The 12,369-nt window shown below is 72.7% G+C and carries 13 protein-coding genes; all 13 read right to left on the bottom strand.

Features of this window, described 5'->3' with window-relative positions; all coding sequences use genetic code 11:
• Window positions 1-180: 180 nt before the first annotated feature.
• The 13 genes from ACSNOA_RS22075 to ACSNOA_RS22015 all read right to left on the bottom strand — a co-directional run bounded on the left by ACSNOA_RS22075 (window position 181) and on the right by ACSNOA_RS22015 (window position 12,171).
• On the bottom strand, window positions 181-1,773 hold the full coding sequence (locus ACSNOA_RS22075; protein ID WP_436661021.1) for a VWA domain-containing protein: 1,593 nt from the start codon (window positions 1,771-1,773) through the stop codon (window positions 181-183).
• Between the two features lie 20 nt (window positions 1,774-1,793).
• Window positions 1,794-2,915, bottom strand: coding sequence for an AAA family ATPase (locus ACSNOA_RS22070; RefSeq protein ID WP_436661019.1), 1,122 nt, complete (start codon window positions 2,913-2,915; stop codon window positions 1,794-1,796).
• Between the two features lie 262 nt (window positions 2,916-3,177).
• Complete coding sequence (locus tag ACSNOA_RS22065) at window positions 3,178-3,477, bottom strand: hypothetical protein (protein WP_436661018.1); 300 nt, start codon at window positions 3,475-3,477, stop codon at window positions 3,178-3,180.
• Complete coding sequence (locus ACSNOA_RS22060) at window positions 3,477-4,568, bottom strand: DUF4314 domain-containing protein (protein ID WP_436661016.1); 1,092 nt, start codon at window positions 4,566-4,568, stop codon at window positions 3,477-3,479. The genes ACSNOA_RS22065 and ACSNOA_RS22060 overlap by 1 nt, the downstream gene beginning before the upstream one ends.
• The gene (locus ACSNOA_RS22055) at window positions 4,565-5,470 is read right to left on the bottom strand and encodes a hypothetical protein (RefSeq protein WP_436661014.1); all 906 of its coding nucleotides are present in this window, start codon (window positions 5,468-5,470) and stop codon (window positions 4,565-4,567) included. The genes ACSNOA_RS22060 and ACSNOA_RS22055 overlap by 4 nt, the downstream gene beginning before the upstream one ends.
• 91 nt (window positions 5,471-5,561) lie before the next feature.
• A complete protein-coding gene (locus ACSNOA_RS22050) occupies window positions 5,562-6,668 on the bottom strand; it encodes a C40 family peptidase (RefSeq protein ID WP_436661012.1) in 1,107 nt (368 codons plus the stop codon).
• Entirely contained in the window at window positions 6,665-7,189 is a 525-nt protein-coding gene (locus ACSNOA_RS22045; protein ID WP_436661010.1) for a hypothetical protein, read from the bottom strand. Before ACSNOA_RS22045 ends, ACSNOA_RS22050 begins: the two co-directional genes overlap by 4 nt.
• 163 nt (window positions 7,190-7,352) lie before the next feature.
• On the bottom strand, window positions 7,353-7,601 hold the full coding sequence (locus ACSNOA_RS22040; protein ID WP_436661008.1) for a hypothetical protein: 249 nt from the start codon (window positions 7,599-7,601) through the stop codon (window positions 7,353-7,355).
• On the bottom strand, window positions 7,598-8,176 hold the full coding sequence (locus ACSNOA_RS22035) for a hypothetical protein (protein ID WP_436661006.1): 579 nt from the start codon (window positions 8,174-8,176) through the stop codon (window positions 7,598-7,600). Before ACSNOA_RS22035 ends, ACSNOA_RS22040 begins: the two co-directional genes overlap by 4 nt.
• Window positions 8,177-8,262: 86 nt before the next feature.
• Entirely contained in the window at window positions 8,263-8,892 is a 630-nt protein-coding gene (locus ACSNOA_RS22030; RefSeq protein WP_436661004.1) for a GGDEF domain-containing protein, read from the bottom strand.
• Window positions 8,893-8,982: 90 nt separating this feature from the next.
• Complete coding sequence (locus ACSNOA_RS22025) at window positions 8,983-9,804, bottom strand: MarR family transcriptional regulator (protein ID WP_436661003.1); 822 nt, start codon at window positions 9,802-9,804, stop codon at window positions 8,983-8,985.
• A gap of 403 nt (window positions 9,805-10,207) precedes the next feature.
• Window positions 10,208-11,029 (bottom strand): hypothetical protein, encoded by an 822-nt coding sequence (locus ACSNOA_RS22020; RefSeq protein WP_436661001.1) that lies wholly within the window; start codon window positions 11,027-11,029, stop codon window positions 10,208-10,210.
• A 329-nt stretch (window positions 11,030-11,358) separates the two neighbouring features.
• Entirely contained in the window at window positions 11,359-12,171 is an 813-nt protein-coding gene (locus tag ACSNOA_RS22015) for a hypothetical protein (RefSeq protein ID WP_436660999.1), read from the bottom strand.
• Between the last annotated feature and the right edge of the window lie 198 nt (window positions 12,172-12,369).

The raw sequence follows: 12,369 nt of genomic DNA, 5'->3' as shown, positions 1-12,369 counted from the left end.
ATCAGGGGTCGGACCCCGGGCACGGCCGCTCGGCCGTGCCCGGGGATGCGCGGGAATGCGCGAGTGGCCGGGCAAGCGGCCAGTAACGGTGCGGCAAGGGGTCCGATGCGGTGCAGGGCGCCGCGCGGGACAACGGGTCCCGGCGGGGGCCCCCAGGTCGGGCAGGTGGGGGACGGCTGGTCAGGCCTGTTCGAGGGCGGTGACGGCGGCGTCGGCGATCTGCGCGACGGCCTGGACCGGGTCTGCCACGGCGATGGTGGTGGTGTCGGTGAAGGTGTGCCCGGCCAAGTCGGCGGGGCGCAGCCACAGCACCGCGCATCCGGTTCGGTGCAGGGTGGTGATGAGGCGTTGGGCGGGTTCGATGTCGGGTAGGTCGCCGTCGGAGACGACGGCGAGCATCCGCAGCCGACCGGGCTGACGTAGCTGCAGTATTTGGTCGGCGAGTTTCACGGCGTCGGTGAAGGCGCTGCTGCCGCCGGCGGCTGTCAGTTCGAGCACCTGGTGGGGGCGTTGCCGTGGCGGTACGAGCAGCGTCGCCCGGTTGCCGAAGGCGATGGTGGTGGTGACCGCGGCGGTGGTGTGTGCGGCGTGGGCGAGGATCCACCCGGCCGAGGACATCGGTCCGGCGTAGGGGCGCATGGAGTAGGAGGCGTCGACGATGACGCCGAGGTGCAGGGTGGGTTTCGGTGGTGGCAGCTGAATGCGCCGCTGCCAGGGTGTCGCGGTGGGCGTGCTGCCGGCGGCCGCCTGTGCCTGCGCGGTGATGGCGTGGCGGGTGCGCAGCCGGCCGGGTGGGATCTGGCTGGGTCGGGTGTCGGGTTCGGTGTGGCGGGTGCGGGCGCGGCGCAGCCGGGCGGCCAGGTGCCGGGCCGCGGCGCGTTCGGCGTGGGTTGGGTCGCGGCGGGTCCACGTCGTCGGCGCCGAATGGCGCAGCGTTGTCTGCTGGTCTCGGTACTGGGCGGGGGTGAGGCCGGCGGTGTGGGCGAGGTAGTCGGCGAGGGCCTGGGCGAGCAGCCCGGCGAACACACCCGGGTCCGGCATCGGGGTGTGGGGCTGGCGGTGCGGGTCGATGCCGAGAATGGCGCACCACCGCCACGCCAGGTCGATCATGCCGGCCGCGTCGGCGTCATCAAGGGTGTGGGCCTGCCGCCACACGTCGCGTAGTTGCAGCAGTCGTTTGCGGCCGAGGACGGTGGTGACGGCGGCGCGGACACCTTTGATGTCTTTGGCGGTGAGGATCCGGGCGTCGACCCGCGCCAGTAGCAGCGCGGCGAGGTACGCCGCGTGCCACGGGTCGTCGACGGGCGCGTCGTCGCCGGTGACGAGGGTGGTGACGGTGTGGCGCAGCCACCGGCGGTCGCCGCGGCGGCGTGCGCGCTGCCGGTGCTCGATGCGGGATTCCTCGAGGAGTTCGGCGACGGCGGCGACGACGGGTGGGGTGTCGGCTGGGGTGCGCCAGCGGCTGTGGGCGGCGTGGGCGGCTTCGTGCACGAGCAGCCCGTACGCGGTCGGGACGAGGCGTTTGTGTCCGGGCTGGCGAGGGTTGGCGATGTCGGGGGCGCCGATGTGGGTGGCGTCGACTTCGATGCGGCCGGTGTCGGGGTAGAAGCAGGCGGGGGCGCCGCCGCCGGCGCCGGGGGAGACGGTGACGGTCAGATCCGTTCGCCCAGTCAAGGCGGGGACGTGTCGGGTCCAGGCGTCGCTCCACGTCTGCCAGTGCGGGTCGACGCTGGCCGCCGGCCCGTGCTGCAGGTGATCATGGGGGTGGGGCATGGGGGTTCTCCTTTCAGGGGTTAGCGCTGCTTGCCGAGGGTCAGCGCGGTGATGTCGGTGCCGAACTGCTGCCGCAGGGCGGCGAGCACCTGCTCGCGGTCGTCTTCGGGGGCGCGGCCGGCGAGGTTGGCCACCGCGGCGGGCAGGCCGAGGGTCTTGCGGACGCGGGTGAAGCCGAGCAGCTCCCGCAGCTGCGGCGCCCACCTGACCCGTCCGGCGGCGAGGTCGGCGTTCAGGCCGATGGCCGCTTGGATAGCGGGGGTGGGGACGCCTAGGTGGCGGGCGAGGTCCCAGTCGGTGGTGACCTCGATGTGCACGTCGAACCGGGAGGCGAGCGCCTCGGTGAGGATGGCGCCGTGCACGCCCGGGTTGTGGCCGGCGATGACGTAGAACCCGTCGACGGCTTCGACGCGTTCGTTGCGGTAGCCGGGGATGGTGATGACCCGCCGGCCGTCCATCGCGGGGTAGAGCACGGCGAGGACCTTCGGGGGGATGAGGGTGGCGTCGTCGACCAGCAACGCCCGCCCCTCCCGCATCGCGACCACGAGGGGCCCGTAGACGAACTCGAACCCGCCGTCGGGCAGGGGGGTGAAGTTGCCGAGGAAGTCCTCCACGACCGTGTCGCCGGTTCCGGCGACGGTGAGCAGGTCGGGGAACGCGGCCTCGACGAGGGCGGTCTTGCCGGTGCCGGGTGGCCCGTAGAGCAGCACGGGTATTCGCTTGTCCCGCAGCCGGCGCAGCACGTCCACGTCGGTGGCGCCGGCGAGTTTGCGGGGGAAGTACAGGTCGCCGTTGGGGCGGGTGACTGGGTGACGGCGACCAGCGGTGCGGCTGGTGCTGCCGGCCGGGCGGGGGGCGGGTGGGGGCATCGCCCCGGCCGCGTCGATCCCGGCCTTCGTGATCTGGAAGCGGTGCGGGCCGGTGTGGTGGGTGGCGTAGCCGGCGGCCGCCATCTTCTTCAACGCTTCGAACACCGCCCCGGTGGAGCGGGCAGCGATGGCGGTGGTGATCTCGCCGACCTTGAGGACCTGGTCCGGGTGGGCGGCGAGGTGAGCGGCGACCTGCCGGTAGAGGTGGCCGCGCCGCCGCCCGGCACTGGAGCTATCGGGGGCCGGGTCAGTGGGCGGGGTGGCAGGGTCCATGCGTGGGCCTCCTGTCCTTGGGTATGGGCCCGCGCGCCCGTCCGGGTGCGCGGGCAGACGTGGTTGTGGTGTCCGCGCGGAGTCGGGCAGTTGGCGGGCCGCGCCCTGGGTGCAGGGGTGGCCAGCAACGCCAGTGAGGTGCACACGACGGGGCCGCCGGGCAGGGCTGCAGGTTCGTGGGGTCGCCGCCCTGGGTGGTGGGCGACGACAAGGAAGCCATGAGGCCGGGGATTGATCAAGTCAATCCCCGGCGCCTGGGGGCCTATGTGCGGCGGAGGGTGACCTCGCCGCGGGGCCGGCGGGAGATGTGCACTGTCAGCCCGAAGGCGCTGCCGTCGGACAACTCCAGCCACACCCCCCGGTCCAGAGTCAGGACTCCGGCCTCCCGGTAGGTGCTGGCCGCGGCGATGGCCACCGGCTGACCTTCGTAGGTGAGCTGCGGCAGGTCGACCTCGTCGCACAGCTCGTCCAACTCGGCGCTGGTCAGCAGACGCAGGACCAGGGCCTGCAGGATCTCCTCGTGGGCGTACTCGCCGAACTCCTCGGTCAGCTCCTCGGCCATCAGAGGCTCCCGTCAGTCGTGTCGGTGCTCGGTGGTGGGTCGGGGATGCGGCCGGCGATGCGGTCGCAGTCGTAGGGGTGCACCGGCAGCCAGGTCCAGGCGCGGCCCATCACCACGTACCGGCCGTCCGCGTCGGGTGTGATCCGCTCGATGGCGGCCGGGTCGTCGTGCACGCGGGTCTCGTCGACGACGATGACGTCACCGTCGAACCGCATGCGAGCCATCGCCTCGTCGACCAGCCGCTCCAGCCCTTCACCGGTGACACCCGGCGCGACGAGCCGCGAGCGATACCGGTCGCGGGCGTCGTTCTGGTCGGCGACGATCGCCTCGGCCACCTGCCGGGTGCAGGTGAACACCGCCCACCCGTTCCACGTATCGACCAGGACGCCGACGAACCCGACCGGGATCCGCATGTCCCCGTCCGTGTTTGGCGTCCACGCCCAGTCCCCGGCGAACACCCCCGGCCCGCCCAGACGCACCCGCTCCGGATACACGTGGCTCACGTCGCGGTCGTCGCCGTCGGGGTGTAGGACCATCCGGCACTGCCGGGCCGCCTCGGCTTCGACCGCCTCGTCGAAACCGTCGCACCACGCCCACCGCGCCCGGTCGCGTTGCTGCCCGGTCAGCTGCTCCCAATCGGGGGCGTCGGGCGGGGCGTGCTCGGCGTAGCGACGCCGACCGTCGGCCAGGGTGTCCCGGTCGGCGAACGGAAGGCCGTCGAGCATCGCCGGGTCGCCGTTGTCGATCCCGGCCAGGACCTCTCGCGCCCGCTCGCGGACGCCACCGTGGGCTCGGCCGCCGACGGCATCCTGCGCCCACCACTCGGCTGCGGATCGTCCCGCCGCCGCCCCGGCCGCGCGCAGCGCGTCGAGAACCTGCCCCCAGCCGGCGTCGCCGCTGCTGATGATGGGGCGGACGCGGTCACCGGCGTGCAGGAGCATCGACAGGCGGGAGCCGCTGTCCCAGTCCACGTCCAGGACCTGCTGGTCCGGGTGGTAGCGGCGCACGGTGCCCTCGTCACCGGGACGTAGCCGAGTGTGCGGGTCACGGGTGTACTCGAGCGCCACGCGCTCGCCAGGCTCGAAGGTCACCGCCGCCGCCCTTCACCCTCGCCGGTGGAACTGGTGTTGAGGGTGGTGTGGCAGCGGGCGGCGACCCCGTCGCGGACGGCATCGGTGAACCCGTCGCGTGCCGCGTCGATCACCACCGCCCGCTCGTGATCGGACAGGTGCGACCAGGCGGGCGCGCCGGCCGGGGCGTGGGCCTGGTAGCGGGTTTCGTCGTAGCCGGTGACGTCGAAGCGGGGTAGCGCCGCCAGGGTGACCTCGTCGCTGCTGTCGATCCCGTCGAGGACCAGCCGGGCGATGTATATCTGCTCGGACGGGGTGCGTCCGGTAAGCGCATGCTGCTGCCACCAGCCGACGGCGAGGAGGCCTTCCCGCTCGCCGGCAGCCCGGACCATCAGCAGCAGCTGCGGGTCCAGCGGCGACACCGGCCGCGGCGGCGTGGTGTCTGGGGTGCCTGTGGAGGGCTGGGGGTTGGGGTAGGGGGAGGCGGCGGTGGCGGGGTCGAGCCAGTCGGCGGCCAGCAGCACACCTTCTCGCCGGTAGCGGGAGGGCACCGTCCGGTCGTTGGTGACCCGCCGCAGCCACCCGGCCAACTCACCTCGGATCTTCCGGGAAGCGGTGACGTAGCGGGCGCGGGCCTCGCGGGCCCGCCGGTTCGCCTCCCGCAGGTTGCGCCGGTCCACCTGGGTGTGCAGGTCGACGAGCCGGTCATGCTCGGCCGTGGGCATCCAGCCGGAGCGAGAGTCGGTCAGCAGCCGGCGCAGCGCCTCGGCGTAGTACTCGTCCCCGTACCGAGGAATCTGCTCGCGGTGGATCAGCGTGTTCTGGATCTCCTGCAGCCGCCGGCCCAACGCCACCCAATCGGTGGCGTCGTCGGGCCGGACCCCCGGCTGCCGCCGGATGCTGCTGGTGCTGTTTTCGTTCACGGTGCTTCCTTCCAACTTGATGGGGGTGGTGGCCTGCCAGGCGCCAGGCGTCCGCGACGGTGTCGGCAATCGGTGCCGCCGACTAAGTGGTTCAGGCGACGACGCGGCGCACAGCGGCCAGGTCCGGCAGCCACGCGGACAGGCGGCTGATCTTGACGACGTCGCCGCTGTGCGGGGCCTGCACGATCAGCCCGCTGCCGAGGTAGAGGCCGACATGACCAGGCCTGGCCGTGGTGCCGCGGCTGCCGGGAATGAACAGCAGGTCCCCCGCCCGCAGCGCCCCGAGGTCGGTGACCGGCTGTCCGGCGTGGACCTGGTCGGCGGTGGTGCGGGGCAGGGTGATGCCGGCGGCCCGGTAGGCCTGCTGCATCAGGGAAGAGCAGTCGCACTGGCGGGCGGGGATACCGGAGTGGGGTGCGGTGCAGTCCCCGCCGAAGGTGTAGGGGCTGCCCCGCTGCGCCAAGGCCCAGCCGATCGCCGTCACCACCGGCAACGGCGTGCTCGGCGGAAGTGTGAACCCGTCGGGTAGCGGGACCTGCTCGCCGCCGAGCTGCCCGTCACCTGAGTCGAGCAGGCACAGCGGGTTGCTCATCGCCTGCTCCAGATCAGCGGCGACCGGGCCCGCGGAGGTGCCGCCGGTCAGGACCCGGATGAGGGCGATCGCGTCGTCCTCCCACTTCGCGTACGCGCCCGGGTAGGCGGAGCGCTGCACCGCCTGCGCGGCGTCGGTCACCGCCATGCCCTGCCACCCGTCGACGGCCAGTAGCCCCTGATAGAACCTGGTCGCCGCATAGCCGGTATCCCGTAGCTGGGCGGGAGTGCCCCAGCCTTGTGACGGGCGTTGCTGGAAAAGCCCCACCGAGTCGCGGTCCCCGCCGGGCAGGTTCCGCAGGGTGGACTCCTGCATCGCGGTGGCCAGCGCGATGACCCAACCTCGCGGCGGCACCTTCAGCTGCGCGCCGACGGTGACGATCACGGCGGCGTTGGCCGCCTGTTCGCCGCTCCACCCGCCGGTTCCAGCCACGGGCGGGGACACGGTGAGGGACGGCAGCAGCAGCGGCTGCCCGTCCGGGCCGACCGCGAAGCAGGCCGCCGATGCGCTGCCGCCGCCGGTGAACAGCGCGCCGATCCCGCCCGCGCACAGCGCGAGCACGGCCACCACTCCGGCGGCTATGCCTCCCAGCGCGCGGACGCTCACCGCGGCGCTCCCCGCCCACACACCAGCACCTGCGGCACCGTCGATGCGGCGTGACCACCGTCTGCTTGACCTGTGAACGCGTCGCGGGACGAGGTGGCGCAGGCGGGCAGCGGATAGCAGGCCGTTCGTTGCCCGTCGTCGGTGTGCACGGCGACCGTCGCGGTGACCGGGTCGATCAGGTAGATCCACTGCGCGTCGAGGTGCCCGGCCTGGCACAGCGGGAACATGGTGACCGGCTCCGCCGCACCGTTGCCGGGCAGGGCCATGCCGACGCCGGGCACCGGGCGCTGACCGGCGGAGCGACAGCCGGTGGTGACGGTGACGGCCGGGTCGAGGTATGCCCAGTCGCAGGCGAGGATCGCGTCGGTCAGGGCCCGGGCGTCGTAGCGGGCGTGGTGGGCCCAGATGTGGGCCAGGGTGGGCACGACGACCTGGGGATGGGCGTCGAAGAGCACGAACCGGGCGTGCACCAGGTGCGGATTGGTCGGGTTGGTGGTGCCGACGAAGCAGTGCGTGTTCACGAGACAGGGCTCCTTCATCGCGCGGTGGGTTGGTGAGGGTGGCTGCATGTGCCACGCCGGCGGCCGGATCCTGCGGTGGAGGTCCATGGCCGCGCGGTGGGCAGCAACCGGGGTTGGCGCGTCCTCGCTGGGCGCCGCTGCCCCCTTGGCCGGCTGGTGGCCGTCACGGCTGCCCCTGGGGCGGCCACGGGGCGGGTTTGGGATGCCACCCGAAGATCGGGTCGCTGGTTTCGACGGATCCGCAGCGGGTGCACCGGGCGTAGGTGTCGGTGCCGTAGCCGGCCATGGACGGCACCTCGTCGTGAAGCACCTGGTCGACGGCCCCGCACACGAGGCAGCGGATTGCACCGTCGGGCCCGCACACGGCGAAGACCGGCTCGTCGGGGTCGTTGCGGGAGTCACGGCCGGTCATGCCGCGCCCCCGCCCACGCGCAGGGTGTGGCAGGTGGTGGCCGCCAGGAGCGCGGACAGCCCCGGGTAGGTGGCCGGGACGCCGGTGTCGGAGGTGTCGTGGACGTGCAGCAGCGGTTGCCCCTCGCCGCGCAGCCGGGTGAGCTCGTAGCGGCGGCCGTCGGTGTCGACCGCGTCGATGCGCCGGGCCGGCCGGGGCTGCCCTACGCCGGTGAGGATGTCGTCGTAGCAGGCGGCCCACGCCAACACCCGCGTGTCCGGCTCGGCCGCCCGAAGCACGCCGACGATGGTGTCGAGGGCAGCCTCGTAGGGCGTGGCGGCGCTCGGGCGGTGCAGGTCGGCGGCGAGGCGGCGCAGCAGGGCGGGCAGCCCGGCCGGGTCGGTGAGCAGGTCGCCGCGCCGCAGCGGGAGCTCGACGCTGCGCATCTCCCGCAGCGGCACGGTTCCGTCGGATGTCAGGGGCCGGTCGTGGATGAGCAGCAGCGTCGGCGGAGTGCCCCAGCCGAGAGTGTCGGCTTCGGCGTCGGCGGCCAGGAGGCAGCCGGCAAGGGTGTGGACAGCGGCGAAGGACAGCACAGGGTTCTCCCTTGTCAGCAGGGGCCGGGAAGGGAAGGACCCCGCAGCCATCGGGCTGCGGGGTCCGTCAGGCATTCGAGCTGGGTTCAGTGGCGGTCGCGGCTGCGCCGGCCCGGCGCGGCGAGAGGGTGATGGCCGTGCACACCGGTGCGGGAGCGTTTGGCCTCGTACATCGCCACGTCGGCCTCGGCGAGGAGCTGTCGGGGGCTGGCGTGCGGGTCGTGGGTGTGGGTGTAGCCGACGGACGCGGTGACGGTGACGGCCCCGCTGTCGAGGTCGATGCGCGCGGCGCGGATGGTGCGGCAGGCGGCGCGGGCTGCGGCCGCAGTCTCGTCGCGGTCACCGCGCACGAGCACGGCGAACTCGTCGCCGGACAACCGGGCGGCGACCTCGACGGGCGCGTCGAGGTTGGTCAGGAGGCGGCCGACGTGGGCGAGCAGCAGGTTGCCGGTGTCGTGGCCGAAGGTGTCGTTGACGGTTTTGAACCCGTCGAGGTCGAGCAACACCAGCCCACACGGCACGTTCGCGGCAAGGGCGGCGCGTAGGCGGGTGAGCAGCAGCCGCCGGTTGGGCAGGCCGGTGATCTCGTCGTGCGTGGCCTGGTAGCGGGCGGTGTAAAGGGCTTGCTGCTGGCGCCACAGGAGGGCCCCGGCGAGGGCGAGACCGGCGAGGATCCCGCCGACGGCGATAGCGATCGTGTGCAAGGTGGGAGACACTCGAAGACGCTCCTTGTCTTGGAAGGAGCACCGGGGGCGGGCGTGAAGCGGGCAAACTGAACGCCCGCCCCTGGGCTACGTGATGGTCGGCTACTGGTGGCCGGTGGTGGGGGCGAGCTGGTAGGTGGCGGGCTTTTCGAGGGTCTGCACCGCGCTGCCGTCGGCGACCAGCTTGATCACCGCGTTGGCGACCGCTCCGGCGCTGGCCTTCCGCGCGCCGCTGCCGGCGTTGGCGGCGTCGATGAGCCTGCACAGCTCACCGGTCTTGTACTGCCGTTCGGGGTGGGCCTCGAGGATGCCCAGGATCGCCCCGCGCAGTGACCCCTTCCTACGACGCGCCGTGTCATGACTGGCCTCGGACCGGGTGTTCTCGCTCGGTGAGGCGGGCTGCTCGTTGCCGGGTGTCGGCTCCACCGCGGTTTCCCGCCCATCGCCGTCGTCGCCCGGCCCGTTAGGGGGGCCAGCCGGTGTCTCGGGGCCGGTGGTGTTCGGGTGCGGGTCCGCTGGCTGATGGTTGCCGGGTTCGACGGGCGGATCGTCGGGCGCGGCGGGGAACTGGTCGCTTTGCTCGGGCGCGGCGACGGCCTGGCCGTTCTGGTCGGGCTCGTCGGCAGTCTCTGGCCGGCCCGCTGCGGTGCCCGGGTCCGGTGCGGCCGGGGCGTGCCGCTGGTCGGGATCGGCGGTGGCGGCGCGGCCGGTGTCGGTCAGCCGCCACAGGGTGCGGCCGTCGTCGGTGCGCAACCGCTCGGCCTGCCCGGTCTGCTCCCAGGCCCGCAGCTTCGCCGTGGTGGTGGAGTAGCCGAGTTCGGCGTGCTCGGCCACCGCCGAGGCGGTCGTCTCACCGAGCGCGGCGAGCGCGGCGAGGACCTTGAACATGCTGTGCGCCGGCACAGCCTCCGGCATGTCGGTCATGGGCATACGTCCTTCCACTGGGGTGAGGGCAGCACTGATCCACGCGTGAAGCGCGGTAGTGATCAAGTGCGGTGACCGGATCTCGGGACACGTCGTCCCGGTGGTCAGATCCGGGGGTAGAGGAACGCCGGGCGGCCGCACGGCCGGTGTTCGGCGGCGGGGGTGTCGGCGGCGTTTCGTCGATGCCGTGCACGGATTCCGAGGCAAGTGCCCAGGCGCGGCGGTGGCCACGACGGTGCGCAACCTTGCTGCGGGACGAGGGCCTCGTGACGGTGAGGCTCTGCCGGGGTGAGTGTCGCGGGCGGGATCCGCAGGATGTGCCCGATGGCATGGCGGGTCGTTCAGCTCGCAGCGCCGCACCGTCTCGTCGACCGGCGCCGAGCCTGAGGAGTGGGGAGCTGGGTCACGCGGGGTTCGGCCGCTGCCAGGGCCACGTGTAGGCGCCGAGGGCGTATCGGCCGCCGGCGTCAGGGTAGAAGCGGTCGGACTCCCGGTAGGTGACGTGTTCGCCGTCGTCGTGCTCGTCGAACACGACCAGAACGTCGCCGGTCAGCCGCAGGTGCGGGTACTCCCCGGGCATCGGGTCGCTGCGGCGGTTGGGGTTGGCGTGGACTGTGTCGAGGTCGGCGATCATCTGCTCGACGGTGGCGCGGTCGAACCGGGGCAGTTCGTGGCCGCTATCGCTGATGTAGCCGTCGGCGACCAGCGCCGGGTAGGCGGCGCCGGCGACCGCGGTCGATGTGACCGTGGCGGGTATCCAGCGGCCGTCGGCGGGGATGAGCTGGTCGCGGTGCTCGACGACCCGCACCCGATCGGAACCGATGAGGTGCCCGTCGGCCGGATCGATGTCGACCGTCACCCAGTGCCGGCCGCTGTGCCGGGCATCGCGCAGCATGCCGATCACCGGGCCCAGGGCGCATCCGGCCTGCAGAGGCAGGAAGCCCTGGAAGTAGTCGGATCTGCCGGCAACACCGTGCCGATCGGCAGAAAGGTGCCGCCAGGTTCGCGCGTCGGCGGTGTGAACATCCCCGAACTCGCTGTACCAGCCATGGAGGCCGTTGGACACCAGCACATCGCCGGTGCTGGTGCCCGTCCAGATCAAACCCGCGCCCAACGGCGTGAGCCCGCGCGCTTGCGCGCCGGTGATGCGGTGGACCGGGCAGGCCAGGGCATGCTCGGCGAGGGGCAGGACGTCGTCGAGCCGGAACCACAGTCGATGGGACATGGGAAAACCTCCCAAGGGTTCGATGAGCGGGAAGAGGGAAAGAGCGGCCGTCCGGCTGGCCGGGCTTTAGTGGCGCCCCAGCCCTGGGCGCCGGGCACCGCCACCACGACGCGATCCTCGCCCGTGACCGGCGGCCAGGAGACACCGGGAGGAGCCTTAGGAACGGGCGCCGCGAGACGGGCGCAGGGAGCCGTCCTGAGCACAGGCCGTCGCGCGGCGATGGGAAAGCCTGCATGGCACGCGGTCCCTACCGCTGCGGGTGTGGGGAAGCCAATGAGCTGCTACCGATCCCCTGGGATGGGTAGCTGTGCCGGCGCGGCTCGTTCGTGTCAGAGGGCAACGGCGAGCAACCGTTGGTGGGGCTGCATGGTGTCGAGATGGCGTGTGGCCTGCTCGAGGTAGGTCACTCGGTGGCAAAGGGCGTCGCTCGCCGGGGCCAGCTTGTACCCGTCGCAGGTGAGTAGCGCGTCGGCGCACACGGCGGTGGCAGCGCTGTAGTGCTGGTAGGCGACCCCGCCGGCCTGGAACATTTCCAGGTCCTGCAGCGGCAGCCGGTGGGTGCCGTAGCTGACGGCGTTGTGCATCCGCATCGCGTTGACGCGCGGCTGCTGGTGGAAGTCGGCCTCTGCCCGCTCCCGCGGATATCTGGCGGGGGAGGCCAGGTGGCGGGCCAGGTAGGTCGGCCACGGGGTGGCCGGCCGGGTGCCGTGCACGACCCGCCGCCACACCTCGTATCGGATGCCCGCGCTGACACCGGCGGCATGGCGCATGCCCACGAGGTCGAGCAGGCGGATGGGTCCGCCGGCGCAGTAGGCCGGTCGACCCTTGCGCAGTCCAAACAACTGGCCGCGCTGCCACCACCACATGGCGGGGCTCGCCCAGAACCGCGGCGACATGTTGCCGGACACGGCGAAGTGCCGGTCGAGTTGGGCGGCGGCGACCGCCTGGGAGGGCAGCCCGTCGGGCAGGCAGACGACCATCGTGCGGATCGTCGCGCATGGCGTCTGCACGTCGCTGGCCGGCGCGCTGGGCGCAGGGGTGCTCGCTGCCGCGACGGTCGTGTTGTCTGGGCGGGGTGTGACGGCCGGTACCCGGCTGCCGTAGCGAGTCAGCGGTGTGGTGTCCGCAGGGGTAGGAACCATAAAGATTGCCTCCTTCAGTGTGGCGGAACTTGGGCGTGCGGATGTGACCGGCCCACGAGATGCATGAGACGGATCAGGGGTAAGCGGGGTGAGCAGCGGTGTGTGCTGGGTTCGGTGCGACCTGGGTCGGAGGTCGCCGCGCGGCGCGAATGCCGACCGGGCCTGGTGGCGGGTGGGCGAAGCGCGCCGGCTGGTGCG

The sequence above is a fragment of the Micromonospora sp. URMC 103 genome (assembly GCF_051386435.1).
Taxonomy (GTDB): Bacteria; Actinomycetota; Actinomycetes; order Mycobacteriales; family Micromonosporaceae; genus Micromonospora.
This window is presented reverse-complemented; position numbering and strand designations above follow the sequence as displayed.

Excerpts from the sequence above, each read along its gene's own strand:
- ACSNOA_RS22070 (WP_436661019.1), bottom strand. The coding sequence starts at position 2,915 with ATGGACCCTGCCACCCCGCCCACTGACCCGGCCCCCGATAGCTCCAGT.
- ACSNOA_RS22020 (WP_436661001.1), bottom strand. The coding sequence starts at position 11,029 with ATGTCCCATCGACTGTGGTTCCGGCTCGACGACGTCCTGCCCCTCGCC.
- ACSNOA_RS22015 (WP_436660999.1), bottom strand. The coding sequence starts at position 12,171 with ATGGTTCCTACCCCTGCGGACACCACACCGCTGACTCGCTACGGCAGC.
- ACSNOA_RS22075 (WP_436661021.1), bottom strand. The coding sequence starts at position 1,773 with ATGCCCCACCCCCATGATCACCTGCAGCACGGGCCGGCGGCCAGCGTC.
- ACSNOA_RS22065 (WP_436661018.1), bottom strand. The coding sequence starts at position 3,477 with ATGGCCGAGGAGCTGACCGAGGAGTTCGGCGAGTACGCCCACGAGGAG.
- ACSNOA_RS22040 (WP_436661008.1), bottom strand. The coding sequence starts at position 7,601 with ATGACCGGCCGTGACTCCCGCAACGACCCCGACGAGCCGGTCTTCGCC.
- ACSNOA_RS22025 (WP_436661003.1), bottom strand. The coding sequence starts at position 9,804 with ATGACCGACATGCCGGAGGCTGTGCCGGCGCACAGCATGTTCAAGGTC.